Source organism: Desulfobacterales bacterium (genome assembly GCA_028704555.1).
Lineage (GTDB): Bacteria > Desulfobacterota > Desulfobacteria > Desulfobacterales > JAQWFD01 > JAQWFD01.
Genome location: JAQWFD010000009.1, coordinates 66,763 through 93,674, shown reverse-complemented (window position 1 = coordinate 93,674; position 26,912 = coordinate 66,763). Strand labels below are relative to the sequence as shown.

Annotated in this window: 21 protein-coding genes and 1 tRNA gene; 12 read left to right on the top strand and 10 right to left on the bottom strand. The window is 47.8% G+C overall.

The annotated features are described in order from the left end of the window. Nucleotides 1–488: 488 nt before the first annotated feature. The 4 genes from PHQ97_05370 to PHQ97_05355 all read right to left on the bottom strand — a co-directional run bounded on the left by PHQ97_05370 (nucleotide 489) and on the right by PHQ97_05355 (nucleotide 2,337). A complete protein-coding gene (locus PHQ97_05370; protein MDD4392166.1) occupies nucleotides 489–773 on the bottom strand; it encodes an integration host factor subunit alpha in 285 nt (94 codons plus the stop codon). A gap of 402 nt (nucleotides 774–1,175) precedes the next feature. Continuing rightward, on the bottom strand, nucleotides 1,176–1,298 hold the full coding sequence (locus PHQ97_05365; GenBank protein MDD4392165.1) for a hypothetical protein: 123 nt from the start codon (nucleotides 1,296–1,298) through the stop codon (nucleotides 1,176–1,178). 38 nt (nucleotides 1,299–1,336) lie between these two features. After that, nucleotides 1,337–1,741, bottom strand: coding sequence for a hypothetical protein (locus PHQ97_05360; GenBank protein MDD4392164.1), 405 nt, complete (start codon nucleotides 1,739–1,741; stop codon nucleotides 1,337–1,339). Between the two features lie 523 nt (nucleotides 1,742–2,264). Continuing rightward, nucleotides 2,265–2,337, bottom strand: a tRNA-Thr gene (locus tag PHQ97_05355). A gap of 139 nt (nucleotides 2,338–2,476) precedes the next feature. Here PHQ97_05355 and mfd point away from each other — a divergent pair. From mfd to PHQ97_05295, 12 genes are all read left to right on the top strand, one after another. Beyond that, nucleotides 2,477–5,881, top strand: coding sequence for a transcription-repair coupling factor (gene mfd / locus PHQ97_05350; GenBank protein MDD4392163.1), 3,405 nt, complete (start codon nucleotides 2,477–2,479; stop codon nucleotides 5,879–5,881). A gap of 158 nt (nucleotides 5,882–6,039) precedes the next feature. After that, on the top strand, nucleotides 6,040–6,786 hold the full coding sequence (locus tag PHQ97_05345; protein MDD4392162.1) for a SurA N-terminal domain-containing protein: 747 nt from the start codon (nucleotides 6,040–6,042) through the stop codon (nucleotides 6,784–6,786). 144 nt (nucleotides 6,787–6,930) lie between these two features. Next, nucleotides 6,931–7,932 carry a SurA N-terminal domain-containing protein gene (locus PHQ97_05340; GenBank protein ID MDD4392161.1) on the top strand — a complete coding sequence of 334 codons (1,002 nt, stop codon included), beginning with the start codon at nucleotides 6,931–6,933 and terminating at the stop codon, nucleotides 7,930–7,932. A 72-nt stretch (nucleotides 7,933–8,004) separates the two neighbouring features. Beyond that, nucleotides 8,005–9,360 (top strand): magnesium transporter, encoded by a 1,356-nt coding sequence (mgtE, locus tag PHQ97_05335; GenBank protein MDD4392160.1) that lies wholly within the window; start codon nucleotides 8,005–8,007, stop codon nucleotides 9,358–9,360. A 4-nt stretch (nucleotides 9,361–9,364) separates the two neighbouring features. Further along, complete coding sequence (gene recO / locus PHQ97_05330) at nucleotides 9,365–10,135, top strand: DNA repair protein RecO (protein MDD4392159.1); 771 nt, start codon at nucleotides 9,365–9,367, stop codon at nucleotides 10,133–10,135. 200 nt (nucleotides 10,136–10,335) lie between these two features. Continuing rightward, nucleotides 10,336–11,415: a galactokinase gene (locus PHQ97_05325; protein ID MDD4392158.1), complete on the top strand. Its 1,080-nt coding sequence runs from the start codon at nucleotides 10,336–10,338 to the stop codon at nucleotides 11,413–11,415. A 56-nt stretch (nucleotides 11,416–11,471) separates the two neighbouring features. Further along, complete coding sequence (gene glyQ / locus PHQ97_05320) at nucleotides 11,472–12,347, top strand: glycine--tRNA ligase subunit alpha (protein MDD4392157.1); 876 nt, start codon at nucleotides 11,472–11,474, stop codon at nucleotides 12,345–12,347. A gap of 205 nt (nucleotides 12,348–12,552) precedes the next feature. After that, nucleotides 12,553–14,643, top strand: coding sequence for a glycine--tRNA ligase subunit beta (gene glyS, locus PHQ97_05315; protein MDD4392156.1), 2,091 nt, complete (start codon nucleotides 12,553–12,555; stop codon nucleotides 14,641–14,643). Between the two features lie 474 nt (nucleotides 14,644–15,117). Then, the gene (locus PHQ97_05310) at nucleotides 15,118–15,369 is read left to right on the top strand and encodes a hypothetical protein (protein MDD4392155.1); all 252 of its coding nucleotides are present in this window, start codon (nucleotides 15,118–15,120) and stop codon (nucleotides 15,367–15,369) included. 24 nt (nucleotides 15,370–15,393) lie between these two features. Further along, complete coding sequence (locus PHQ97_05305) at nucleotides 15,394–16,137, top strand: nucleoside phosphorylase (GenBank protein ID MDD4392154.1); 744 nt, start codon at nucleotides 15,394–15,396, stop codon at nucleotides 16,135–16,137. Beyond that, nucleotides 16,122–18,140, top strand: coding sequence for an NAD-dependent DNA ligase LigA (ligA, locus tag PHQ97_05300; GenBank protein MDD4392153.1), 2,019 nt, complete (start codon nucleotides 16,122–16,124; stop codon nucleotides 18,138–18,140). Before PHQ97_05305 ends, ligA begins: the two co-directional genes overlap by 16 nt. 8 nt (nucleotides 18,141–18,148) lie before the next feature. Continuing rightward, nucleotides 18,149–18,439, top strand: a complete 291-nt coding sequence (locus PHQ97_05295) for an acylphosphatase (GenBank protein ID MDD4392152.1) — start codon at nucleotides 18,149–18,151, stop codon at nucleotides 18,437–18,439. A gap of 172 nt (nucleotides 18,440–18,611) precedes the next feature. On the opposite strand, the gene PHQ97_05290 is transcribed toward PHQ97_05295, so the two are convergent. The 6 genes from PHQ97_05290 to PHQ97_05265 form a co-directional block, all read right to left on the bottom strand. Next, on the bottom strand, nucleotides 18,612–18,884 hold the full coding sequence (locus PHQ97_05290) for an HU family DNA-binding protein (GenBank protein MDD4392151.1): 273 nt from the start codon (nucleotides 18,882–18,884) through the stop codon (nucleotides 18,612–18,614). Nucleotides 18,885–19,089: 205 nt separating this feature from the next. Next, the gene (ftsY, locus tag PHQ97_05285) at nucleotides 19,090–20,184 is read right to left on the bottom strand and encodes a signal recognition particle-docking protein FtsY (GenBank protein MDD4392150.1); all 1,095 of its coding nucleotides are present in this window, start codon (nucleotides 20,182–20,184) and stop codon (nucleotides 19,090–19,092) included. Between the two features lie 124 nt (nucleotides 20,185–20,308). Then, nucleotides 20,309–23,899: a chromosome segregation protein SMC gene (gene smc, locus PHQ97_05280; GenBank protein MDD4392149.1), complete on the bottom strand. Its 3,591-nt coding sequence runs from the start codon at nucleotides 23,897–23,899 to the stop codon at nucleotides 20,309–20,311. A 318-nt stretch (nucleotides 23,900–24,217) separates the two neighbouring features. Then, nucleotides 24,218–24,940, bottom strand: a complete 723-nt coding sequence (locus tag PHQ97_05275; protein ID MDD4392148.1) for an amino acid ABC transporter ATP-binding protein — start codon at nucleotides 24,938–24,940, stop codon at nucleotides 24,218–24,220. A 7-nt stretch (nucleotides 24,941–24,947) separates the two neighbouring features. Beyond that, the gene (locus PHQ97_05270) at nucleotides 24,948–25,739 is read right to left on the bottom strand and encodes an amino acid ABC transporter permease (GenBank protein ID MDD4392147.1); all 792 of its coding nucleotides are present in this window, start codon (nucleotides 25,737–25,739) and stop codon (nucleotides 24,948–24,950) included. Next, nucleotides 25,727–26,491, bottom strand: a complete 765-nt coding sequence (locus PHQ97_05265) for a basic amino acid ABC transporter substrate-binding protein (GenBank protein MDD4392146.1) — start codon at nucleotides 26,489–26,491, stop codon at nucleotides 25,727–25,729. Before PHQ97_05265 ends, PHQ97_05270 begins: the two co-directional genes overlap by 13 nt. Nucleotides 26,492–26,912 lie beyond the last annotated feature (421 nt).

The window sequence follows — 26,912 nt, the reverse complement described above, 5'->3', positions numbered from 1 at the left end:
CGAACACGGAAGTTAAGCTCTTCAGCGCCGATGGTACTGCTCGGGCAGCTGAGTGGGAGAGTAGGTCGCCGCCGAAAAATCTTTATATCAAACCCGGTGGGCTTAACTGACCACCGGGTTTTTTTATTAATATTTTATTAATATATGATGAACTCGTAAAAAGTATCCACATCCGTCATTCCCGCGGTGTTTTTGTTTTATGACTTTTTACAAGGCCATCATATTTGTTTTGTTTGAAAAAAATTTCTTCCGGATTTCAGAATCCACAGGTGCTTCCGGTCAAATGGGATTGCAGACAAAATAATCAATCACACCGATGGTGTTATCTCATCTGTATCGGGGACGGGAAGGGCGCTTACTGCGTCTGTCAATTGACTGAACAACTGGAGGAGCTTCTAAGCGGGGGACTATCGTGGAGACAGGATTATTAAAACGGTCAGGTTCATCGGCCCGTTGCCCCTCCTGCATCCGGATAAATCAACGGACAATTAACATCCCTCATTAATTGTATCTCTTAATCTTCCGGAACATTTAAATGTTACTACAGTTTTTTCTTTGAGCATAAGATCATCTCCGGTAGCCGGATTTCGTCCACGGCGTTTGCGTTTACTTTTTATGCAGAATTTTCCAAATCCGGAAATAAGGATATCCTCCCCTTGTTGAAGTGTCCGCTTAATAATTTCGAGTAACGATTCAATTATATCCACCGATTTTTTTTGGGTGAATCCCATTTCATGTACTTGAGCAACTATTTCATTCTTCGTTAATGTCATGATACCTCCTGATTACAACTCGATGGACAACTACTTGTCCATCCACAGTCTGTCTTTTCCATGTGTGTCAGTCGTAGATTTTAATCTTCTAAATACGCCATGTATTTTTGTGGTTAAAATTTTTTTTTAAGTTTAAACAGCCATGCTGCCTTTTTGGACAGACACTAACTGACATAATGTGATAATTTTTAAGGCGCAGCTGTTTAAAACCCTGTTTGATCCAGTCAAGCCGGAAACAGAATGATTTTCACGCAATGCGCCAAAAAAAATGTGTTTAAAAACGTTGCGTTTTGCGCCGGGTTTGGAGCGGGCAATTTTATTGCGGCAGAATACGATACGTATTTGTAACCTCACGTTATAATCTATATGATCATGGGATCAGAAGTTATGAGAGGGCACTGCCTATTCGTCACTTCCTTTGTTGCCCGCAGCATCTGATGTCTCAATTTTTTTTAAAATAGCATCCACCTGATCCATGATGTCTTCAATTTCGCCTTTCAATTTTGATTCGAGTTCTTCATCCATATAAAAAATCTCCATATGCGGGTTGATGTGGATACGGCTTAAGATGGATAGCTGCCGTATTCATAGATATGATCGAAACAGTATTCAAAATATTCCTCAGTCTCATCCGTGGATTTTTCATTTGCTTCGGGTTCGTTTTTTTTCAGGTTTTTAATATGGTTCAGCCATAATTGCTTTGAATGGGAATATAATGCGGTTTTAAGGGGCGGCCATTGAGCTGCAAGTTGGCTGTTTTGTTGAATAAAATTTTCGGTAGCCTGAATAACGGTTTTTACGCTCAGAATATATTCCGTATCGTCAGGATTGTTTCCGGTGATTGATTCAAAGAGACCGGATATGATGGATTTTACAACCGCTTCAACTGTATGGATGGTATCCATGAAAGCACCACTGATGGTTACAGGTTGAGCTTGCGCTCTTCGTGAAACTGGGGCTTGCAGCATAACTGCGGCCATAACGTCGTGAGAACCGTCCCGGCCGTTTCCGGCTTCTCCAGCACGATACGGGGGGACCGGCCGGGACTTCGAAACTACACCTAAAAGAAATATGGCCGCAATTATGATCAAGCCCTGAAACTGTTTTGTATTTTTAATTAAATCAGGTGTACCCAAAGGACACCTGATTTAAATTCGATACTAATATACAGTCAGACGCCTTATGTCAAGTTGCATGGCGGTGATAATCAGAAAATCCCTGCTTTACCATCCCGAACCGTGTTCAATAAATCAAAAAACAGCATTGATGTTTCATGCTGTTTTTTGATAATGTTTCAATTTATAGTATTTTGATCTGTATGACGGCGTTATTCAATGTCAGATAAATGCGAAATCCTCAAAATATCCTTTACGGGATGAGTGTTCCATTTCATCATCCTATAAAATGATTGTGCCCGATTGAAAAAAATAAGGATTTTTCAGAATATCAGATACTGAAAAATCCTTATGTCTTTTGAACCATTTAAAGTGAAGCCGGCGAGCGGATTTGAACCGCTGACCTGCTGATTACGAATCAGCTGCTCTACCAACTGAGCTACGCCGGCCTGACAATGCGAGATAAATACTTTGTTTAAAAACCAAAATCAAGATAAAAATTTAACTCAGCGTCTGATATCCGAAGCCGCTCACAATAAATGTCCGATTGAATGCAGCGGACTATCAGGCTCTGAACGATCGTATCTGGTGTCTAAAATATATCAGCAGCTCAAAGGCCCGGTTACGGTTGTATTATCCTCGGTAGAGGAATGTGAAATCGTTGCCACTGATTTGAAATATTTTTTGCCATCCGACTGCCCGATCATTCATTTTCCCGTATATAATGTGATGCCGTTCACGTTCATGCCTTACCATAATGAAACGGCCGCATCGAGAATCCGAAGTTTGTACCAGATGGTAGCGTGGGAAAAAGCGCCGGTAATCGTTACGACGGTTAATGCCCTTTTGCAGAAATTGATTCCCAGAGAGGCGCTCAGCCGTTACGCCGAGTTGATCATGGTCGATGAAGAACTGGATAGAGACTGTTTTATTGAAAAACTCATTTCCGGTGGCTATGTGAGATCCATGATCGTCGAAGAATCCGGTGATTTTTGCGTCCGGGGAGGGATACTGGATATTTTATCTCCGCTGTATCCCGATCCGCTGAGGATTGAATTTTTGGGTGATACCGTAGAGTCGATTCGGTTTTTTTCAGCCGAAAATCAAAGAACCAAACAACAGGTGCAGGAAGCGGTCATATTGCCGGCCAGAGAAGCCATTCTGGAGAAAGCAGATATGGCCCGGATCCTGAGTCGGATCAGAGCGCAGGCCGCTGAACAGGAGCTGCCGATAACCAGTCTCCGGAACATTGTGGATCGGATCAGGGCAGAGGGAATCTTCCCCGGAATTGAAAGCCTGATTTCATTGATATATCAGGGACTGGATACTTTGTTTGATTATATCCCGGAGCAATGTCAGATGATATTGATCGAGCCGGACAAACTGGAAAAAACAGCGAGGGCGTTCAGGGAAACCATAGAAAAAAATATTATTTCCGTAAAAGAAAAAAAAGACCGGATTTGTATTGATCCGGATGAGTTGTATCTGGATTGGAATGAGGTCAGCCGGTGCCTGTCACGGTACAATCCCATCGCGTTCACTGCCCTTCCACTGGTCAGCGGGGAGCGTACGCGCAGGCCTGAATGCCTGCAGGTTCCTTTTTCTGTCAGCGACAACAGCCTGTTGACAACGGAATTGACGATTCACAAAGAAAAGGAAAACCTTTTTTTACCTCTGGCGGCCCAAATCAGGAATCAGCAGCATTCCGGGTGGCACACGCTGCTGGTTTGCAACAGCCGTACCCAGGCAGAACGGATGAAATCGCTTATCATGCCCTATGGTATCGAACCGGATCTGATCGATGGATTTCAAAGGCCAGCGCACAGTAAAAGCTCGGTATCCATAAGCCTTGGCGTGATATCTACCGGATTTGTATGGCCGGATGAAGCATTGGCCATTATTACGGAAGATGAAATATTCGGCGTCAGACATCGAAGAAGAAGGCCGTCCCGAAGAAAGATTCAGACGGAGCTGTTGTCATTCAATGAGCTTAAAACAGATGACCTTGTCGTTCATACGGAACATGGAATCGGACGCTATAAAGGCCTGGTTAAACTTGCACTGAACGGCACCGCAAATGATTTTCTCCTGCTTGTCTATAAAGACGATGATAAGCTGTACCTGCCGGTCGATCATATGAATATGGTGCAAAAATACATGGGAGTTGAGGGCATTGAGCCACTGCTGGATAAAATGGGGGGCAAATCCTGGGACCGTGTGAAACAGAAGGTCAAAAAGTCAGTTGAAAAGATAGCCGGTGAGCTGCTTAAACTCTATGCCGCCCGAAAGGTCAAGCAGGGGCATTCGTTTTCGAAGATGGACAGTTATTTCAGGGAATTTGAAGCCGGTTTTCCATATGAGGAAACCGATGACCAGCTCAAAGCCATCGACGATGTTCTGCGTGATATGGAATCGCCCAATTCCATGGACCGGCTGATTTGTGGTGATGTGGGATACGGGAAAACAGAAGTCGCTCTGCGGGCATCGTTTATGGCGGTAAACGGTGGCAAACAGGTTGCGGTGCTGGTTCCCACGACCGTGCTCGCCGAACAGCATTTTTCCACATTTCAGGAACGATATAAACATTATCCGGTAACGGTTGAGTGCCTGAGCAGATTCCGAACGCCTGAGCAGCAGCGCCGGATAATAGAAAATCTTAAAACCGGTAAGACGGATGTAATTATCGGTACTCACCGGTTGTTGCAGAAAGGCATTGAATTTAAAGATCTCGGACTCCTGGTGATTGACGAGGAACAGCGGTTTGGGGTCCGACATAAAGAAAAACTGAAACAGATCAGACACACCGTGGATGTTCTGGCTTTATCGGCAACGCCCATTCCGCGAACCCTTCACATGTCGTTGATGGGGGTGCGGGATATCAGTATTATTTCGACTCCGCCGGAACAGCGACAGTCGATTATTACGTATATTTCCGAATTTGATGATGCCCTGATCAAAGAGGCCGTTGGCAAAGAATTGAAGCGAAACGGGCAGATGTTTTTTGTCCATAATAATATCAATACCATCGGATCAATGGCTGATTATGTGCAGCAGCTGGTACCGGAGCTCCGGATCGGAGTGGCTCACGGTCGACTGGATGAGAAAGAACTGGAGCAGGTAATGTTGCAGTTTGTGCACAAGGAGATTGATATGCTGCTGTGTACGACCATCATTGAATCCGGTCTGGATATTCCGTCTGCCAATACCATCATCGTTAACAGGGCGGACCGTTTCGGGCTGGCACAGATGTATCAGTTGCGCGGGCGGGTGGGGCGTTCGGATGAGCAGGCCTATGCGTATCTGTTCGTTCCCAGGGATACTGCACTGACCCGGGATGCGCAGAAGCGGTTGAAAGTCCTGATTGAACACAGTGATTTAGGCTCCGGATTTCAGATCGCCATGAACGATATGCGGATACGCGGCGGGGGTACGATTCTGGGCTCCTCCCAGTCGGGACGTATTGCCGCTGTCGGCTATGACATGTTTCTTAAACTGATGGAAGAGGCCGTATCCGAATTGAAAGGGGAACCGGTTCAGGAGGAGTTGGAGCCTGAAATAAATCTGACAATATCGGGTTTTTTCCCGGAAACGTATATGTCAGATATTGACCAACGTCTGTCAAACTATCGCCGTCTGGCAAGGATGAGAGACCTGAAGGAAATTTCGGATTTCAGGGAGGAGATAAAAGACCGGTTTGGCGAATTGCCGGAGGAGGCAGATAATTTGCTTTTGAAAATTATGCTGAAGGTATTATGTATCAAAGCAGGGGTCCGGCGGCTTGATATGAACGGAAATTTGCTTTCCCTCTCTTTTTCCGATATCCATCAGAAAAATCCGTTTGGCATTATTGATATGCTGGGAACCGATCAACGGCGGTATGAATTTACCCCTGATTATGTATTGAAAGCCCGGCTGTTTAAACGAACGCCGTTGGGGCAACTGGCGGAGGTCAAAAACATCTTGAAAGAAATCATGCAACGTGTTAACGCCTGAAGACTTTAACTCGTTAGCTTCAATCTATGTTTTCTACAAGATATCATGCTTGAAATATTAACTTAACCTGTTCGGACTGAGGGGCTCATGCAAATGGCTATGAATAATGTACGGATGGTCTGGCATTGCAAAACGAGCGGTTCAGTCAAAGATGCGCCATGAATGCCAGGGGCCTGGGCCGTTTCAGCCGCTTCAATGCAAATCCGGTTAAGCGGATGAGGATACGTGCGGCGGTATCGGCCCTGTTTTTTTTATTTACCTGCGTTGTTGCCTCAGGCTGTTTCAGCATGGATTCAGATCAGAAATCGTTCTGTTTGATTCGGGTTGGCAGCACCGTTGTGACGGCTGAGGATTTTAAAAAGGCTTTTGAGGCCTCGCTCAGTTCATACCCGGCCGATGTGGTTCACCAGAGACAATATGTAATTGACATCAGGCATCGGGTTTTGAACCAGCTGAGTGAAGAGGCCGTCATCAGAGAGCGGGCCAGTGAACTCGGTATTGATATCAGAGAGGCACAGGTCCGGCAGGCTGCGGACGAGATAAAGAAGGATTATCCGGATGATGAGTTTGAAGACATGCTGCTGACCAGTGCCGTTTCATATAAGGCGTGGAGCCAGAGACTCCGGCGACGGATATTGATTGACAAGGTGATCAAAACAGATTTGGAAGATAAAATTCAAATATCATCTGAAGCCATATCTGCTGATTATCTGCAGTACTGCGAAAGTCAGGGGCTTGAACCGGACGCTGCGTCTGACGAATCGGAAGAAATCCGGGCGAAGATTGCGTTGCGTCTGCGTCGGGAGGAAGCCGAGAAAAGGTATACACGGTGGCTGAATAAGCTTCGAATAAAATATGGAATTGAGGTAAACAAAGCGCTCTGGGAAAAGCTTGTCAATTCATGATATTTTTACCGCTGCAATCAACAACGAATGCCAGCCCCTTTCTTCCCGGCCGCTGCGCGGTTGATCAGCCGATTGATGATTAGTGCCTGTCGAGGCACAGAATAGACAACATTGCGATAAGGAAACGGAAAATATACTATGCAAATGCAATCCAACCTTAGTTTCAATCATTTCAAGATCATTTTTTTCGTGTTCTTGGCAATTTGCCTGTCTGGTAGCGTATCGCTTTCTCGTGTCCAAGGCGCTGAGATAGTGGACCGGATTGTAGCGGAAGTCAATGACGACATTATTACCCTTTCCGAACTCAATGAGATGATGAATCCGTATGTGGCAAGAGCCATGGCCACCGGATATTCCGGTAACCAGAAAGAAATTTTATTTAAGATTCGTCAGGAAATGCTTGCCGGCCTCATCGATAAAAAATTGACTGAACAACAGATCAACCGGTTAAAACTTACGGTAACCGAAAATGAAATCAATGAAACGATCGAGCAGATTAAGAAAACTAATTTTTTTACCGACGAGAATCTGAGACAAAAATTAAAAGCTGAGGGAATGAGCTTCGAAGCGTACAGAAATGGTGTCAAAGAGCAGATTCTTCGTACAAAATTGGTGAACCGTGAAGTTAAATCGAAGATTGTGGTTACCAAAGAGGATGTCAAAGCGTATTATGTGTCTCATCCGGATGAATTCACCGGGGACCAGCGGTATCATCTCAGAAATATCCTGCTGAAAGTCGACCCGGAAGCCAGTGAAGCTGCGAAAAAAGAGATTCGTAATAAAATTGAAGAGGTTCTGGATAAACTGAATAAAAACCAACCGTTTGAATTGATGGCCAAAATTTATTCCGAATCGGCGATGGGCTCTGACGGAGGGGATCTTGGTTTTTTTGATTTTGAAGACTTTTCGCCACGGCTTCAGGACATTTTTAAAGGAATGCAGGCTGGAGAAATTTCACCTGTTGTCGATACGGATCAAGGGTATCAGATCTTTTTCATAGAAGAAATTGTCAAGACACCCGATAAAACCTTCGAAGAAGCCTCGACAGAGATTCAGGACAAAATTTATAAGGAAAAGGTGGATGAAACATTCAACGCGTGGCTGGAAAAACTTCATCAGCAGTCTCATATAAAAATTATAAACTGAGGGCATCGCAGGAAGTTTGAGCGCTGTTCCCGTTTTTTTCCGTATGGATATCCCGTTATGTTGTTATAGCAGATGTTGAGCGATCGAAATAAAATATTGCTGGAAAGCATCCGGAGATTGCTGCGGCGAGGTGCGACCTCCCATCTTAAAAAGATGGTGAATAAAACCCATGCGGCAGATCTGACGGTAGTGTTTCGGTCCTTATCGGTTCCGAACCAGCGCACGCTCTTTCATATGATTGAAGATACGGAGAAAAAGGGCATGCTGTTCAGTGAGATGGACGAGGATGCCTTCATGTGTCTGATCGACGGTATTGAGCTGGACAGCATTGTTCACATCCTTGAACACATGCCTTCGGACGATGTTGCCGATATCATCGGAAGGCTGCCGGATGAAAAATCCGATGCCATCCTCAAGCGAATGGAAAAAGAAGGATCGGAAGAAGTTGAAGACCTGCTCCGCTATGATGACGACACGGCAGGCGGAATTATGGTTCCCGACTTTATCGCCTTTCGGGAAGACATAACGGCAAAAAAAGCCATTGAATCCCTCCAGAAGGAGCATATGAATGCTGAAATGCCGTTTTATCTGTACGTCGTGGATGAATACGGCAAACTGGTCGGTGTCTGCTCATTGCGGCAGCTCGTTGTCGTTCCTTCCGAAACGCCTCTTAAAGAATTTATGTCGGCGGATATCTTTTCAGTTCGAACCGATACGGATCAGGAAGAGGTGGCAAAAATGGTTGCCCGGTATGATATCCTTGCCGTTCCGGTCGTTGATGAAACCAATCGGCTGGTTGGAATAATTACGGTTGACGACGTTATCGATATCATCAGGGAAGAAGCCACGGAAGATATACTGAGAATGGCCGGCGTGGGCGGTGAAGAATTTATTGAAACCAAGTCGGTCTTCAAAAATACAAAAATTCGTTTGCCATGGCTTCTGGCCAGCTGTGCCGGGGGCATCCTGGCGTCCTTTATTATCGGCATTTACCAGGGGAGCCTGGCCCGGATCACCTGCCTGGCGGCCTTTATTCCGGTCATTATGGGGATGGGCGGGAATATAGGCATTCAATCGTCAACAATCGTCGTCAGGGGGCTTGCGACCGGGCGATTGCATGTCAGAGATATCTGGTCCGTCGTGATGAAAGAGCTGCTGATCGGTTTGTTTCTTGGCGTTATTTATGGAATCCTGATCGGTTTTGTGGCTCAGTTCCGCCATCAGGGGTATATTCTGGGTGTATCGGTCGGGCTTGCGGTCTTATGTTCCATGTCGGTTGCGGCATTGGCGGGTTCTCTGGTGCCGATGATTTTTGTCAGATTAAATATTGATCCGGCGGTGGCAACAGGTCCGTTTGTCACAACGGCCATTGATATTATCAGCGTTTTTTTCTATTTCGAAATTGCGACACTGCTCCTTGGTATATGAATCCATGACATCGTTTACCACATCGGCCGTCATACTGCGGCGTATCGAATTCGGCGATTTTGACCTGATCATCTCGTTTTTTACCTTGCATAAAGGTAAGATTTCAGCCATAGCAAAATCAGCAAAAAAAAGCGTTAAACGATTTTCAGGTATTCTGGAACCATTTTCAAATTTACAGGTGGTATGCAGTCCCGGGCGCCGAAATGTACTGCCTGTTCTACAGGAAGCAATTCTGCAGCGGCCGTTTACCAACATTGGTTTTGATATTCTTAAGACGGCATATGCCAGCTACTGGGCCGAAATGGTCCATGAATTCATGGAAGAGGGGTCGCCGCAGGCGTCGGTTTTCGATCTGCTGATTCAGGTTTTTGCCGCACTGGATGCCGGTATAACGCCACCGGAGTTTTTAAGCATATTGTTTCAGCTTCATTTCATGGTCATGGCCGGTTTCAGCCCGAATCTGAGTCAGTGCGGAAACTGTCGGTGCCCGGTCGAATTGTTTAAAACACCCCGGGTTCAGTTTGATCTTAAAAAAGGAAGCATTGTATGTCCCCGATGTTCTTCCGGGCATCTGAATTATGTATCCCTTTCTATAAGCACAATAAAACAGCTGCTGTGGATTGAACATGGAGATTTTAATAAGGCCGGAAGAATCCGGTTAACGCAGCAGGCGATCGGTGAAGGTCAGCAATTGCTGGAATCGTTCGTCAGGTTTCATCTGGGGAAAAAACTGCGCAGCCTCGCATTCCTGCAGCAGATTCGAAAAGCGGTGTGAAACGACCGGGGCAGGCGTTGCCGGATAGTTACCGCCCGCTTCGCTTGAGGCTCAGAGAGCGCAGAGCCTCGAAACAGCGGTTTTAATCTCTGCGATCTCTGTGTCTCAAGCGAAGCGAACGGGCGGTATAAAAAGAAATATTTTTTTAAAAAAACCGGATCATCAAGTTATACAAAATTATAATCATGAATAACGGACTCATGCCAGATACGTTGGATCGGATTTTTAAATCATATACGGTTGAAGCCTCGGCGCCCTGCCGGATAGATATGGGAGGAACGCTCGATATCAGTACGATGTTCTATCCCTTGCGCCGGTTTGATCCATGCACGTTCAATGCGGCCATTAATTTGCGGACCCGGGTCAGGCTTCTTCCTTACCTTTCCAACGTGGTGAAAGTGTCATCCAGGGGGTTTGAAAGTGCCGAATATCCCCTGAAAAAAGCTCCGTTTGATCATCCGCTGGGGTTGATGTTTGCCATTGCCGCTTATTTCGGAGCCGATGGCATCCATATCGATATCGAGTCATCTTCTCCGCCTCGCAGTGCGCTGGGCGGATCATCTGCGGCGGCGGCGGCACTTGTCGCGGCGTTTTTAACTGCCTTTGATAAAGCGTCCGGTCAGACAAGCGCATTCCGGCATCAGACCGCAATGCTGGCTCATTCGATTGAGGCCAGTGTGGCAGGGGTTCCATGCGGCCGTCAAGATCAGCTTGCGGCGGTTTTCGGTGGCGTCAATGCCTGGTACTGGTCCGGGGAAACACCCGGGAACTGCTACAGGAAAAAAACCATATTCCCCCCGGGAGAGTTTGATTATTTAGAGCAGCGGCTGCTGCTGGCGTATTGTGGAATTCCGCATGAATCCAGTCAGATTAATCACCAGTGGATCAGGCAGTTTCTTTCCGGTATGACCCGCGAGCTCTGGGAGGAAATCGTGAAATGTACCCATTTATTTGTGGAATCGCTCTGCCGCAGGGACATACAGACCGCCTGCGAAGCCATGAACCGGGAAATGGCCATCCGAAAGCAGATGACGCCGGATGTGCTGGATGATATCGGCGAAAGGCTTGTGAATTCGGCTGTTCGATTGAACTGCGGCGCCAGAATCACGGGCGCCGGAGGGGGCGGATGTCTGTGGGCGCTTGGGCAGCCGGATGATATCAGCCGGTTGAGGGGCGTATGGGCGGATATGTTAACCAAACGCTCCGATGCCCGTTTGCTGGATGTAACCCTTGATTCAGACGGTCTGACGAGTGCTCTTTTACCGGTAAAAGACCGGTAAATGTGATGAGGTGCGGATTCGTTTTATCTATAAACACCGATATAAGAGGAAAAAGAATGTATTTTCAAGATGTGATACTATCATTGCAGAAATTCTGGGCACAAAAGGGATGTGTATTGGTTCAACCCTATGACATGGAGGTTGGAGCCGGAACCTTTCATCCCGCGACCCTGTTGAAAGCGCTTGGACCCGAGCCGTGGAAGGTTGCCTATGTTCAACCTTCCCGACGGCCGACCGATGGCCGGTACGGTGAAAATCCGAACCGGCTGCAGCATTATTATCAGTTTCAGGTGCTATTGAAACCGTCTCCGATCGATGTGCAGCAACAATATCTTGAAAGTTTGAAAGTGCTGGGGATCGATCCGCTGGATCATGATATCCGTTTTGTCGAGGATGACTGGGAATCACCCACGCTGGGAGCCTCCGGTCTGGGCTGGGAGGTCTGGCTGGATGGAATGGAAATTACACAGTTTACGTATTTCCAGCATGCCGGCAGTGTCGAGCTGCAGCCGATTCCCGTGGAGCTTACCTATGGGCTGGAGCGTATCAGCATGTACCTGCAGGGGGTCGACAACGTATATGACCTTCAGTGGAACGAGTATCTGCACTACGGTGATATTCATCATCAGCAGGAGGTGGAACAGTCGACGTATAATTTCGAAAAGGCGGATGTGAATATGCTCTTTGACCTTTTCAACCAGTATGAGGCAGAAGCTAAAAGGAGTGTTGAAAACTCGCTGGTGCTGCCGACTTATGAATATTGCCTGAAATGTTCCCATACGTTTAATCTGCTGGATGCCCGCGGCGCCATCAGCGTGACGGAGCGAACCGGCTATATCGCCCGGATCAGAAATCTTGCCAGGGCCGGTGCCGAAGTCTATCTGAAACAGCGTGAAGCCCTGGGATATCCACTGATGGGTAAATATAAATAGTGTCTGAACGACATTTATCGGAATCTCTGATTGTTCCGGTGGATGAAAAAAATGTTGGGTTTTGAACCCGGCATCTTTTCCCCGGATCGTGCAATGTCGTACGCCGGCAACGGACGGGACTCCGAGGCTAAGCGAACGAAAATATGGCCGCAGCTATGATCGAGCCCGATGATTATATAATAGAAAATACAGGATAGAGGAAAACATGGAAAGTCTATTACTGGAAATAGGGACAGAAGAGATACCGGCAGGGTATATTGAGCCTGCACTGGATGCGTTGGCGTCAAAATTGCTGCAGCGATTGACTCAGGCAAGGATTGGATGCGGTCAGGCAAAAACGTTTGCCACTCCGAGGCGGCTGGCCGTTATCGTTGAGGCGGTCGCTGAAAAGCAGGAGTCACTGACATCGGAAGTCATGGGGCCGCCAGAGAAAGTAGCCTTTGACAGGGACGGCAATCCGACCGTGGCGGCTGAAAAGTTTGCTGAGAAAGTCGGGCTCCCGCTCAGTGACGTTCGCATTAAGGAAACTCCGAAAGGGCGGTATCTGTATGCCGTTACGACCGAAACCGGCGGGGTGACCACGATGATCTTAAAAGATTTATTGCCGGAGATTATTCAGAGTATCCCGTTTCCCAAAACTATGAAATGGGCGGAACTGGCGCTCTCGTTTGCAAGACCTGTCCATTCCGTGCTGGCTTTGTTCGGCAGTCAGATCATTCCGTTTTCTCTTGAAAATATTAAAAGCGGGAAAATTACCACCGGTCACCGGTTCACCCATCCTGGCGCAATAGAAGTGAATGCACCCGAAGACTATGTGAATAAACTTCGTGCAGCCAATGTTTTCGCAGATCTGGCCGAACGAAGGCAGATGGTGGTAAACGGGATTGAAAAAACAGCCCGCGAACTGGGAGGAAAAATTCTGCCCGATGAGGAATTGGTTGATATCGTTAAAAATATTGTAGAACTTCCGGTGCCTGTGGCCGGTAAATTTGATACGAAATATCTTGAACTTCCCGAGGAGGTTTTGATTACGGCCATGCGAGAACATCAGAAATATTTTGCCGTCGTGGACGACCGGAAAAAACTGATGCCCTGCTTTATTGCCGTAAACAATACGCCGGCGCGGGATCTGGCGCTGGTGGCCAAAGGGCACGAAAGGGTTCTCAGAGCCAGACTGGAGGATGCTCAATTTTTTTACAGAAGTGATTTAAAACAGTCCATGGATGACTGGGTTGAGCAGCTCAAAAGGGTATTATTTCAGGCCAGTCTCGGTTCGATGTATGATAAAATATCCCGGGTACAGAAAAATGCACGGTTTTTTGCCGATGAACTCGGGTTTGAAACCGAAGTCAAATCGCAGGTGAGCCGGGCGGCGTGGCTCTGCAAAGCCGATCTTGTCAGCCAGGTTGTTGTTGAGTTTACCAAACTTCAGGGGATTATGGGCAGGGTTTATGCAGCCGCTGCAGGAGAACCGGCCGAGGTAGCCGCTGCCATTGAAGAACATTACCGTCCCACCTATTCGGGGGGGCCGCTGCCGGAAACGACCGTCGGTGCCCTTGTGGCACTTGCCGACAAGCTGGATTCCATCTGCGGCTGCTTCAGCGCAGGGCTTGTGCCTACCGGCGCTTCGGACCCATACGCGCTCCGGCGTCAGGGGATCGGCATTGTGCAGATCATGTGTCAGAAGAATTATGCCTTGCCGTTGAGAGAAATGATCACTCACAGTGTTCGCCTTTTCGGGGAAAACGACCCTGCGAAAGTCAGCCAGACGACCGATGCGGTCTACACCTTTTTGCTGAACCGGATGGGCTATCTTCTGGCGGAAGAAGGATATTCAAAAGACGTGATTGCCGCCGTTCTGAGTGTGTCCGGCGATCATATTCCGGATGTATGGCGCAAGGTGCGTGCACTGGAAGCCCTTAAATCCGCTCCTGATTTCGAGCCGCTGGCCGCGGCGTTTAAACGGGTGGTGAATATTATCAAAAAAACCGGTCAGGTCCGGGCGTCTGAAAGCATTTCGGATGTCAATGAGGCGCTGTTTGAAGATGAATCAGAATTTCTTCTGTACAAATCGTATCAGGAGTCAGCACGTAACGTATCGGCCGATCTGGAGCAGGGCCGTTTTGATCAGGCGCTTTTGGATATCGCTTCGTTAAAAAATTCGGTGGATACCTTTTTTGATAAGGTTCTGGTGATGGCCGAAGCGCAGGACGTTCAAAATAACCGGCTGGCGCTGCTGGCCCATATCGCGGCATTGTTTGAAACGTTTGCGGATTTTTCCAAAATCACCACCTGATCCGCTGGCTGCGGGGACATCAGAAATCAGGGATCAAACAGGATAAAAAAATCGGTTTTTGCCGGAAAAAACACGAATGTTTATTTTGTTTTTGCGCTTTTCCGCCTTTGCATGAGATATTTAAAAAAACGGCTTTTCGAATACTGCTGGCTTTGTAAAGGCAGTGTTTTTTACATAGTGTATGGATTTTTTTGCGGATTTACGCGGATCGTGCGCAATTTCAGGGACGGGAGCTTTGCTTCCTTGAGGATGTTATAAGATAAAAGCGTCTTGCTTCCTGGCCGTTGTTCAAAAATAACTGTAACATTGTAATGTCGTAACCGGCATAAGGGGCCGTAACGAATGGTTAGAAATATAATGGTTATTTCGTAACGGCCCCTAATCTTTTGCCTCAAACGAAGTGCTCCTCAAACGACAGCGGTTCTCTGTCCGCCCTCAGGGCGCTAATTTAAGCATATAAAAGCAGGAGGATATATGGCCTTTGATCCAACAAAGGATAAGGTACTGAAAAAGTGGGTTTGTGAAGAAACCGGGCTTATCGTCTCCATTAACCAGTATGGCGACGGTGAGGCAAAACTTCAGATCGGCCCCCGGGTTGTCTTAAAAAAAGACGGGAGTGAGGGGCAGCGGAAAGCCGGACGAATGACCATTGAGGACCTCATGTGGTTTTATGAGATCATCGATGAGGTCAAGGACGAATTGACCGGGTTGGTTCGTCCTGAATAAATAAAATATGTGTGAGAGTGTGCTGTGGTAAATGGCGACGTTGATCAAGCGATTGTAAAACCCGCTATAGGGAAAAATTCACCTGATCCGGGGCGTTTGGTCGTGATGGTCAGCAACAGGGCCGATCTGGATGCCGTTGCCCGGTGTCTGAATCTGAAACCGGAAAACGCCCGGAATGTGATGATGAGCCGGTTGCATACGGCCGGTGCCGGTTTATCCCGAATTTCGGTGATCGGGCCTATGATCGGCGCTCCCTATGCCGCATTGGTTATGGAAAACCTGATCGCTTGGGGCGCACGTCAATTTGTTTTCTTCGGCTGGTGCGGCTCCATTTCACCCCGCATCCGTATCGGGGATATTATCGTGCCTACGGGCGCCTTTATCGATGAAGGACTGTCAAAACACTATCGGGCCGATGAGCAGATACCGGCCCGGCCTTCCGTTCATATCAACCGGGCAACCACCGAGGTTTTGAACCGTTGCGGTGTTGCTTGGCACGAGGGCGTGATCTGGACGACCGATGCCATCTTTCGTGAAACGCCGGACCGGGTTGAATATTTTCAGTCAAAAGCCGCGATTGCGGTGGAAATGGAAATATCCGCCCTCTGCAGTGTGGCTGTCTTCCGTAACGTCCGGTTCGGAAGTATCTGTGTGGTTTCCGATGAACTGGCGACGTTGAACTGGCGTCCCGGATTTGGCGATCCGCGCTTCAGGCAAAGCCGAAAAACCGTATGCGAGGTCATTAAAAACCTATGTCCGATGCTATAGATCCCGCCGTTATCAAGAGAATAGAACAGTTAAGAGCGCAGCTTCACCAGCATAACCACCGGTACTATATCTTGGATGATCCTGAGGTATCCGACGCGCAATATGACCGGATGATGAGGGAGCTGATAGCGCTGGAGACGGCGCATCCGCAATTTTACAGTCCTGATTCGCCGTCTTCACGGGTCGGGGCTGCGCCATTGTCCGGATTTGAGACCGTGTCCCACACGGTTGCCATGTTGAGCCTGGATAATGGCTTCGATGATTCGGATATTCTTGATTTTGATCGCCGGGTGAAACGTCAACTTCGCGTCGAGGATGAGATTTTTTACACGGCTGAGCCGAAAATGGATGGTCTGGCCGTTGAACTTGTCTATGAAAACGGCGTATTAACGACCGCTTCAACCCGGGGAGACGGGGCTACCGGTGAATTGATCACCGACAATGTCCGCACGATCCGAACCGTTCCGCTGGTGCTCCAGGCAGGAGATAATTTGCAGATCCCGGAGATTCTTGTGGTCCGGGGAGAAGTCTTTATCGGGGTTGATGGATTCAGGCGGCTCAATGAACAGCGGCTTAAAGACCAGCTGCCCCCGTTCGCCAATCCGAGAAATGCCGCGGCAGGCTCGTTAAGGCAGCTGGACTCGAGAATAACGGCAAAACGTCCGCTGGAAATTTTTTTATACAATGTCGGGATGAGTTCAGCCACGGTTCCGGAATCGCACTGGGAGACGCTGCAGATGTTGAAACGGTACGGGTTCAGAGTCAATCCCCTCATCCGGCCCCGTATCACGATCAGCCAGGTCCTGGAATATTATCGCGAACTCAGTGCGAATCGTCATCAGTTGCCTTATGATATCGATGGAATGGTCATCAAGGTCGACCAGGTTGATCTTCAGGTTCAACTGGGCGCAACCTCCCGCAGTCCCAGATGGGCAATCGCCTATAAATTCGAGGCTCAGGAGGAAACCACCCGGGTGATGGATATCACGGTTCAGGTGGGGAGAACCGGCGCTCTGACCCCTGTTGCGCATCTGGAACCGGTCAAGGTGGGTGGCGCAATGGTCAGCCGGGCCACATTACACAATGAAGACGAAGTAAGAAGAAAAGATGTCCGGATCGGTGACACGGTTCTGGTACGCAGAGCCGGTGATGTGATTCCGGAAGTGGTCAAGGTCATCGAATCCAGACGAACCGGATCGGAAAAGCCGTTTGTTATGCCAAAAAATTGCCCGGTCTGCGGGACACGGGTGAACAGGGATAAAGGCGAAGCCGTTACCCGGTGTATCAATTCGAGCTGCTCTTCGCAGATCAAGGAGCGTATCAAACACTTTGCATCCAAAAAAGCGTTTGATATCGATGGATTAGGGGATAAAATAGTTGACCAGCTGGTGAGCAGGGGGCTGGTGAAAACCTTCGCGGACATTTACCGGCTCGATCGGGAATCGCTGATCGGTCTTGACCGCCTGGGACCCAAATCGGCTGATAATCTCATCCGGGCAATCCGCAGCAGCAGGAAGATAAGTTTTTCGAGATTTCTGTATGCCCTGGGCATTCGAAATGTCGGGGAACATGTGGCAGGAATCCTGGCTGATAAGTTTGACTCTCTCGCGGCGCTGATGGAATCGGCTCCGGAGGAGGTTGAATGCATCGATGGGATTGGTGGCGTTATCTCTGAAAGCATCAGCAGCTTTTTCTCTCTGGCGGAAAACCGTGCGTCTGTCCGGCAGCTGTTTGATGCCGGTGTTGAAATTTATCGGAATATCCGTTCGAAAGCCGGAGCGCTGGAAGGCAAGGTGTTTGTGTTGACGGGCAGTTTGCAGCGCCTTTCAAGGGCAGAGGCAAAACAGCTGATTGAACATGCCGGCGGCACAGTCACCGGTTCCATCAGCCGCAATACGGATTTTCTGGTTGTCGGCCAGTCGCCGGGTTCCAAACTGGATCGGGCAAAAGGACTGGGGATCGAAATCCTTGACGAGGAAACCTTTAAAAAAATGGTATCGTGAGGTAAATTATGAGTAAAACCGTCAGGGCTCATGTTATCATCAGTGGAAGGGTTCAAGGCGTATGCTTCAGAATGGAAACCCGGCGGATGGCCGATCGGATCGGGGTGAGAGGCTGGGTAAGAAATACGATTGAAGGGACCGTTGAAGCGGTGTTTGAGGAGGCCGAAGAAAAAGTTCTCCGGATTCTTGAATGGTGCAGGCAAGGCCCGCCCCATGCGGACGTTCATCATGTCGAGATCGAATGGGAGCCGTATGCGGGAGAATTGAATTCGTTTGAAATCCGGTACGATGTGTTCTGATGATTGCTGTCAGCACTTAAAAAAACGACGGCCGGCGGCCGGCCATTCAGTCAAAAAGGGAACAGGCCGTCTGAATGGCAGTTCCCTTTTGACCGAAAACGTGATTTTTTGAGTTCGTTTCAGAGCGACTGGATAAAATCGGGCTGAAACATGCATAAATTTAACGCTGCGATTATATGGATTTCTTGAGATCTTTTCCGGGTTTAAATTTTACGACATTGCAAGCTTTGATTTTAATTTCTTCTCCGGTCTGTGGATTTCGACCGGTTCTGGCTTTACGACGGACTTTGGTAAACGTTCCGAAGCCGACCATCGTGACTTTTCCGTCTTTTTTCTTTAACGCCGTTTTAACGCCGTCCATAAAAGATGCCAATGCCGTTGCAGCTGCCGTTTTTGTGATGCCGGCATCCAAGGCCATTTTCTCGACTAATTCCGCTTTGGTCATACGATTGATTCTCCCCCGTCATTGTTTACACACAGGTTGATATGAAACCATATATTACGGTAAAATGCTATTTTACGATGCTGATATGTATAAACGCTTTATTACCAACGATTGATACGTCAGAGCATTTCTGATGTCAAGAAAATTAAGTGATTCGCCAGCGCTTTGTTGATTTCTCCCCCGGTGATTTTTTATAAATCCATATTTATAACAATGCATCGGCAAAGGCTACCGGATCGAAATCCTGAAGGTCGTCAATCTGTTCGCCGATTCCGATATATTTTAATGGGATATTCATTTCGGAACAAATTCCGATGACGATTCCCCCTTTGGCGGTTCCGTCCAGCTTGGTCAGCGCAATTCCGGTCACACCGACTGCTTCATGAAACAGCCGGGTTTGAGATAACGCGTTCTGGCCGGTGGTGGCATCCAGAACCAGGAGCGTTTCATGGGGCGCATCCGGAATGATTTTAGAGATCGTTCGTTTGATTTTTTTGAGCTCTTCCATTAAATTGATTTTCGTATGAATCCTTCCGGCGGTATCAATCAGAACGATATCCGTGCCTCTGGCCACGGCAGCTTCAATCGCATCGTATGCCACCGCCGCCGGGTCGGCGTTTTCCTTATGTTTGACGATGTCGGCACCGGCTCGGTCCGCCCAGATGGTCAACTGCTCGACCGCAGCGGCCCGAAATGTATCTGCAGCTGCAATCATCACCTTTTGACCGGATGCAGTGAATTTTGCCGCCAGTTTTCCGATAGTGGTGGTCTTACCAACGCCGTTTACCCCCAGAACTAATATCACATGGGGCTTTGAAAGGGCGCAGCAAAACTCGGGGGGGGATGAATCCGCGAGCTCGGGTGTTGAAAGAAGCTGGATGATTTCCTGTTTCAACAGGCGGTTAAGCTGTTTTTCATCTGAGATCCCGGAGGTTTTTTTTGAAATGCGCCGGATCAGATCCATGGATGTCTTAACGCCGATATCGGATGTGATCAGAAGTTCCTCAAGATCTTCCAATGCATCATCGTCGATAAACTTTCTGCCGGAAAAGATCGATTTCAGACCCGTGCTCAGACCGGTTCTGGTTTTACTCAACCGGTTCCTGAGCCGGCTGAAAATGCCGTTTTTTGAATCGCCTGTAGCCTCTGCCGGAGCAGTTGTACGGTCTTCCTCCTGCTCCGTTTGCGGATTTTGATTGTGCCCGTCTGATAAATCGGATGTCAGCAAGACCTCGGTATCCGGACCGTTCGCATCGGTTGAACAAAATTTTTTGTTTTTTTTGAACCAGTTAAGTGCCATATGAAATCCTTTCACTGAAGAGGGGTGTCTGCTCGTTCTATGTTGAGCCGCCGGTGCCGCAGTTTATCGTTCGAAGGATAGCCTAAACGGAATGAACTTTCCAGGTTTTTGCTGCCGATTGTCTTCAGCTTGCCTCCTGGTGTTTTGTGGAGCCGTCCAGATTGACCGAAACCATTTTGGAAATGCCTTTTTGTTCCATGGTAATGCCGAACAGGATGTCCGCAAATTCCATACTTCGCTTATTATGCGTGATCATGATGATTTGAGATTTCTTTCCGATTTTTTTCAGCATGGTATTGAATTTGATTACATTTGCCTCGTCCAATGGCGCATCGATTTCATCCAGAAGACAAAAAGATGATGGCTTTATAAGAAATATCGAAAAAATAAACGCGATGGCCGAAAGCGCTTTTTCCCCGCCGGAAAGAAGGCTTAAGCGGGTTAATTTTTTTCCGGGGGGGTGGATCATGAATTCTACACCGGAATTCAGGGGAGAGTCCGGATCGGTGAGCACCAGTCGGGCGGTTCCGCCGCCAAACAGCAGCGGGAATACCTCTTCTAATTTTTCATTGATCTGATCCAGGGTCTCGGTAAATTTTTGCTGAGTGATCCGGTTTATTTTTTTGATCACTTTGTGAAGATCCTCAATGGCCTTGACCAGATCATCATGCTGTTCAACGAGAAAATCATACCGGGTTTTGAGTTGATCATATTCTTTAATGGCACCGAGGTTTACATCGGTGATGCGCATGATTTTACGCTTATACTCTGCCAGCTGTTTTTCGGCATCATCAATGCCAACGGGTTGATTCTCACCTGTTGCCTCAACACGGGTTTTCAACTGTTTGAAGCTCTCATGGTAGCGGTCTTCAATTTGACTGACCAGGGTGTCACGTTTAAAGATCCGTTGTGTCTGTTCAATTTCGATCACGCGGATTTTCTGAAGGCTGTTTTCCCGTCTGCTCTGAAGATCCGAGATGATGTTGTTATTTTGCCTCAATGCCGTATCGATCTCCCGGAAAGCGGCTTCATTTTGGGCCAGCGCCTGTTCAAGGCCTTTTAATTCATCATACAGTTCAGCCAGTGTGTGGGCTGATTCCTCGTTTTTTTGTGTTGAGCGCTCAATGAGCAGGCGTTTGTTATTGATTTCTTCGGCAAGGTGTTTGAGCCGGCTGGATCCGTCCTCCTGAAATTCCCGGAGGCGTTTCAAGGTAGACGTTATATTGTCATGTTTCGCAGTGAGGGAGGTCAGTTCAAGTTTCAGATCGAGGATTTTCTGAGTATAGCCGGCCATCGTTGATGAGACCGATTCGATTTTACCGGACAGTTCCGTCACCGTTCGATGCGTGTCCTGTATCCGATCCGTCAGGGCAGTTACGCGTTGACTGCATTGATGAATTTCATCATCCAGGTCATCCTCCTCGCCCTGGAGCTGTTCCTGTTCCAGTTGGAGACCTTCAAGGTGCTGTCGGGCATGTTTGATTTCCTCCTGAACCTTGAACAGGTCTTTTTCCAGTTCGATTTTCAGAGCATCCGCCTGTGCCTTGTGGCTCAGCCGTTGCTGGAGGGCCTGCTCGCTTGACCGAAGGGCTGCCTCCTGCTCTTTAAGAATCCGGCGACTGGTCAGCAGTTGTTGATTGAGCGTATCAAGCTGGAACTCGAGTTCCCTGATTTCCTGTTTTTTTATCAGAATGCCGCTCAGCGTATCTTTGCTGCCGCCGATTATGGCCCCGTAATCCGATATTACATCTCCGTCTCTGGTAACAATCGTAAACGGGGCGGTAACGGGGGCTGATAACTGGTTTCTGAGATCGAGGGCCTCTTCGATCGTTTCGACCACGAAGGTATGCTTTAACCACAATGCGGCAATCGGTTCACCTCCAGCCCTGATGGCCACGTGGTTCATCAGACACTGATCCGGCTCAACACCGGAAAGCTCCTCATCGCTGTTGCCGGGTGCGGCGCAGGATGCCGGAATGAATCCGCACCGGCCTCTGGATTGAATTTTTAAAAAGTTCAGGGCCTGTTCCGCGTTTTGCTGGTCTTCAACCAGAACGTACTGAAGCCTTTCGCCTAAAACCGCCTCGATGGCCGTTTCAAAGGAAGATTCCGGCTCAAAAATGTCGGCTGCCAATCCGATGATTCCGCTGAGTTCGGGGGCGCTGACAACCGCTTTGACCCCGTCTTTATACCATTGGAGGCTGGATTCCATTTTTTTCAGCGTCGTGTATTTGGATTTAAGCTTGCCATGTTCAAGCTCCAGGGCCTGAAGCATTTTGATCTGATGCTGCAGCTCATGCTTTTCATGCTCCAGATCCGTTTTCGCCTGTTCGACGGCGTTTTTTAGCTCATCAAGCCTCTGAAGTTGTTCATCGAGCTGATCGGATATGAGGGTGTGCTGGGATTCAAGCTGAGTCGTTTTTTTTCGCCCGACCAGCTCCTGCTCATCGATTCGTTTCAGGCGCCGTTTGAGATTTTCACGGTTTGTCGCCGCGTTCTGGCAGATATTTTTATAACGGGTTTCCTGTGTTATCAGATCCATCAGTCCGGTTTTGTTCGTTTCAAGTTGCCGGTTTAGATCCGTCAGGCGGGTTTGCGTCGCTCCGGATGCATGATGCTCCTGATCAAGAGAGTCCCGAATCCGGTTTGTATCTGAAACGTTCTGAAGAAGATCGTGTTGCAGGTGAGAGATTTCGTGCAGGATTTCTGCGTCCTTTTTTTCAAGTTCCTGCTTTTCCTGTTCAAGCTGGAGAATTTCATTGGAAAAGCGTTCCTGATCGGCCTGGAGATGAGACAGATCATTTTCAAGTCTGTCAAGATTGCGTTGGAGTTCAAATCTGCGGGACTGCTGTTTGGATATCTGCTCCTTTTTTTGCATGAGTTTTAATTTGATATCTTCCACCACCGTATTTAATTGCTGAAGTTTGGTCGTATCCCCCAGATCGGTGTCTTTCACAGATATGAGCAGTGAATCGGTGCATTCGATCTCTTTTGAATAATTGTCATAATAATAAGTGGCCAAAATGACGTCGAGCCTGCGGATGTTGTCTTTATAGGTTTGATAAATCTGCGCTTTTCCGGCCTGTCGTTTCAGACTTTTCATCTGACGTTCGATTTCTGAGATGATGTCTTTTACCCGCAGCAGATTCTGATTGATCAGATCGACTTTTTGAAGGGCTTCTTTTTTCCTGTTCTTGTAACGCGTTACCCCGGCTGCCTCCTCAATGAACATGCGGCGTTCTTCGGTACCGGCGTCTGTGATTGCACCGATATTGCCCTGTTGAATGACGGCATAGGATTTTGATCCCATTCCGCTGCCCAGAAAAATATCATGAATATCCTTGAGACGGGTGGCCTGTTTGTTGATAAAATAGGCGCTTTCCCCGGATCGGAACAGGCGGCGGGTCAGCATGATTTCAGTCAGGTCTTTGAATTCGTCAGGTGCTGTCCCGGTATCATTGGACAGGGTTAACGAAACTTCAGCTATATTCACGGGAGAGGTATTGCTGGCGCCGGAAAATATGATGTCTTCCATGGCTTTGCCGCGCAGCTGCTTGACACTCTGCTCTCCCATCGCCCATCTTAAGGCATCGACGATATTGCTTTTGCCACAGCCGTTTGGCCCCACAATGGCTGAAATACCCGGCGAAAATTCAATGCAGGTTTTATCCAGAAAGGATTTGAATCCGGTGATTTCCAGTTTTTTGATTTTCATGAATGGTCCGCAGCCGTGATAATATCAAAAATTTTTGTAACCCCGTATCAGATAACACATTGATTGTAAAGCAAAAAACACCATAAGCTCTGCGAAGGGTTGCTCTGGATACAACATGTGGTAGAGCGTGACGGAAAGACCCAAAAACAACGGGAAAAAGGGAAAAGAATTCAGGGGGGTTCAGTGACAGCAGGCGTATAGATAAACCGTGTTTTAAACCTGAAACGGTTTATCCGGGAGGCCGTGCGGTTTTTTGACAGCTCCTGCGCCGTCCGAGCTGACTGTCATCCTGGTCACTTCCCGGTCCTGGCGGGTGTTTTACAGAATCTGACTTAGAAATAATTTCGTCCGATCATGTACAGGGGTTGTGAAAAAATGCTCGGGGGTTCCTTCTTCCACAATCGCGCCGTGATCCATGAATATGACCGTGTCTGCCACTTCCCGTGCAAAGCCCATTTCATGAGTTACAACGACCATGGTCATTCCCTCTTTGGCCAGGTCCTTCATTACATCCAGCACTTCTCCTATCATTTCAGGATCCAGGGCGGAGGTGGGTTCGTCAAATAACATGATTTTTGGATCCATTGCCAGGGCTCTGGCAATGGCAACCCGCTGCCGCTGACCACCGGAAAGCTTATTGGGAAAGGCGTGGGCTTTTTCCTCCAATCCGACCTTTTTCAGAAGGCTCATGGCTTTTTTAACGGATTCTTCTTTGGAACGTTTCCGGACAACTCTCTGAGCCAATGTCAGGTTATCCAGAACGGATTTATGGGGGAACAGATTGAAGGACTGGAATACCATCCCGACTTCTTCCCGAACCTTGCTGATGTTGGTTCCAGGCGCGTAAATATCGATTCCATCGACGATGATTTTTCCTGAATCGATGGTTTCGAGCTGATTGATAGATCGCAGCAGGGTGCTTTTCCCGGATCCGCTGGGTCCGATAATCACTACTTTTTTGCCGTCGAGCACATTCAGGCAGACATCGTCCAGCGCTTTGAGCGGGCCGAAATATTTTACGATATTTTTTATTTCAACCATGATCTCACTATTTCCCGGCATTGATCCGATCCTCCATGATACTGATAAGCTTTGAAAAAAACAGGGTAATGATGAGATACATCAAGGCCACCATGGTATAGGTCTCAAAATAAGTGAAGGACTCGGAGGCGAATTCACGTCCTCTTCGCAATAAATCCGATACGGCAAGAATCGAAACCAGGGATGAATCCTTGAGAAGCGCAACAAATTCGTTTCCGATGGGTGGAAGAATCGTTTTGAACGCCTGGGGTAAAATGACATGGAACATGGTTTGTGAAGAGGTCATTCCGAGAGATTGAGCCGCTTCCCGCTGCCCTTTGGGGACGGCTTCAATACCGGCCCGAAATATCTCTCCCATATAAGCGCCGTAGCATACGGACATCGCAATGACCGCACTGGCAAGCGCCGGCACATTGACGATTCGTCCAAGCGCAAAGTAGATGTAAAACAGCTGCACCAGCAGCGGGATCCCACGGATAATTTCTACATACAGCGAGGCGATTCCATTGATGAATCTGTTTGAGGAAATTCTGCCAAGACCGGTAAAAAGCCCGATGATCAGTGAAAGAACAATTGATTCTATTGTCACCATAAAGGTGACCAGGATCCCATCCGGCAAAAATTGTAATATCTCCAGATAGGGATCCCGGATAAATACGCACAAATAGACAATTATACCAATGGCACCGAAAAAAGCGATTCTCCATGCGGTAAACAGGCCCGAATCTTTTTGAGATGGAACAGAGCCGCCGTCCGAGATTTCAATGACGGTTTTTTGGGAGTGATTTATCTGAGCCATTTTTCTTCTATTTGTTTATCAATGCCCTTTGCTTTAATCTCACGAATGCCTTTGTTAAACAGGTCTACTATTTTCTGGTTGCCCTTTTTGATCGCTACGCCGTAATATTCATCAGTAAACGGTTTGCCGACAATTTTAAATTTATCCCTGTACTCGTCTTTCTGAAGGGCGTAATTTGCGGCTACCGGGGTATCACATACAACACCGCTGATCCGTCCTGCCGCCATGTCTTCAAATGCCAGTCCGACCTCATCATAGCTTTTCAGGGTTACACCGTCGACTTTTTTGATTTCAAATGCGCCGGTGGTGCCAATCTGCGCGCCAACGTTATTCCCTTTTAAATCCGCCAGCGTTTCTACCTGTGTGGTGGTTTTGGGGACTACAATAATCTGCCCGGCATTCAGGTATGGCTCTGAGAAATCCATCGTTTTTTTCCGTTCGTCGGTAATCGTGACTGACGAGATAACGGCATCGTATTTTCCGGTGGCGACTCCTGCAAAGATTCCATCCCAGGCGGTGTTTTTGAACTCTATGTTGAATCCTGCTTCCCTGGCGGCAGCGGTGAAATAGTCGATGGCAAATCCAACAATGTTTTTGTTTTGATCAACCATTTCCATCGGTGGCCAGGTTGCGTCGGTGGCCGCAGTGACCGTGATAGGCACGGAATCGGATAATGCGGGTCCAACACTGAATGGAGCTGCCAGACAACAGATCATAACAAATAAACCAGTTGCAATTTTGAATGTTTTCATATCGACCTCCTTTGTTTACGGGTTATTCGAACACTTCGAACTACTATTATAGACCGTATTTTGTCAAGATAAAACATGGAGCCGGATGGTTTGGCGCCGGCTTATAAAATTGTATGGTGTTACGATTAAAAGGTCCGGCGCCTGATTGAAACAAAATTTATCGGCTATTTGTTTGTAAAAAAATGAATGGAATAAGTTAAGATATGTTCGTTTCAACCGGATATGTCAACAACAGTTTTCAAGATCGGGGAAGCAATGGCAGCCGGGGGCCTGTAGGTAATCACGCCCGCTGAAGGCGACGCAGGGTAAAAGATCGGGGCTAAATCGTCAATAGTTATCGAAATTCAGGAAATCATCTTGACATAGCGGTATAGTGATATTTATATAAGCGTATAAAAAACCAGTGGATGGGTAACTAACT

Excerpts from the sequence above, each read along its gene's own strand:
- PHQ97_05295 (MDD4392152.1), top strand. The coding sequence starts at position 18,149 with ATGAGTAAAACCGTCAGGGCTCATGTTATCATCAGTGGAAGGGTTCAA.
- PHQ97_05270 (MDD4392147.1), bottom strand. The coding sequence starts at position 25,739 with ATGGCTCAGATAAATCACTCCCAAAAAACCGTCATTGAAATCTCGGAC.
- PHQ97_05310 (MDD4392155.1), top strand. The coding sequence starts at position 15,118 with ATGGCCTTTGATCCAACAAAGGATAAGGTACTGAAAAAGTGGGTTTGT.
- recO (MDD4392159.1), top strand. The coding sequence starts at position 9,365 with ATGACATCGTTTACCACATCGGCCGTCATACTGCGGCGTATCGAATTC.
- ftsY (MDD4392150.1), bottom strand. The coding sequence starts at position 20,184 with ATGGCACTTAACTGGTTCAAAAAAAACAAAAAATTTTGTTCAACCGAT.
- glyQ (MDD4392157.1), top strand. The coding sequence starts at position 11,472 with ATGTATTTTCAAGATGTGATACTATCATTGCAGAAATTCTGGGCACAA.
- PHQ97_05345 (MDD4392162.1), top strand. The coding sequence starts at position 6,040 with ATGAATGCCAGGGGCCTGGGCCGTTTCAGCCGCTTCAATGCAAATCCG.
- glyS (MDD4392156.1), top strand. The coding sequence starts at position 12,553 with ATGGAAAGTCTATTACTGGAAATAGGGACAGAAGAGATACCGGCAGGG.
- mgtE (MDD4392160.1), top strand. The coding sequence starts at position 8,005 with ATGTTGAGCGATCGAAATAAAATATTGCTGGAAAGCATCCGGAGATTG.
- PHQ97_05265 (MDD4392146.1), bottom strand. The coding sequence starts at position 26,491 with ATGAAAACATTCAAAATTGCAACTGGTTTATTTGTTATGATCTGTTGT.
- PHQ97_05275 (MDD4392148.1), bottom strand. The coding sequence starts at position 24,940 with ATGGTTGAAATAAAAAATATCGTAAAATATTTCGGCCCGCTCAAAGCG.
- PHQ97_05370 (MDD4392166.1), bottom strand. The coding sequence starts at position 773 with ATGACATTAACGAAGAATGAAATAGTTGCTCAAGTACATGAAATGGGA.
- PHQ97_05340 (MDD4392161.1), top strand. The coding sequence starts at position 6,931 with ATGCAATCCAACCTTAGTTTCAATCATTTCAAGATCATTTTTTTCGTG.
- ligA (MDD4392153.1), top strand. The coding sequence starts at position 16,122 with ATGTCCGATGCTATAGATCCCGCCGTTATCAAGAGAATAGAACAGTTA.
- smc (MDD4392149.1), bottom strand. The coding sequence starts at position 23,899 with ATGAAAATCAAAAAACTGGAAATCACCGGATTCAAATCCTTTCTGGAT.
- PHQ97_05365 (MDD4392165.1), bottom strand. The coding sequence starts at position 1,298 with ATGGATGAAGAACTCGAATCAAAATTGAAAGGCGAAATTGAAGACATC.
- PHQ97_05325 (MDD4392158.1), top strand. The coding sequence starts at position 10,336 with ATGCCAGATACGTTGGATCGGATTTTTAAATCATATACGGTTGAAGCC.
- PHQ97_05290 (MDD4392151.1), bottom strand. The coding sequence starts at position 18,884 with ATGACCAAAGCGGAATTAGTCGAGAAAATGGCCTTGGATGCCGGCATC.
- PHQ97_05360 (MDD4392164.1), bottom strand. The coding sequence starts at position 1,741 with ATGCTGCAAGCCCCAGTTTCACGAAGAGCGCAAGCTCAACCTGTAACC.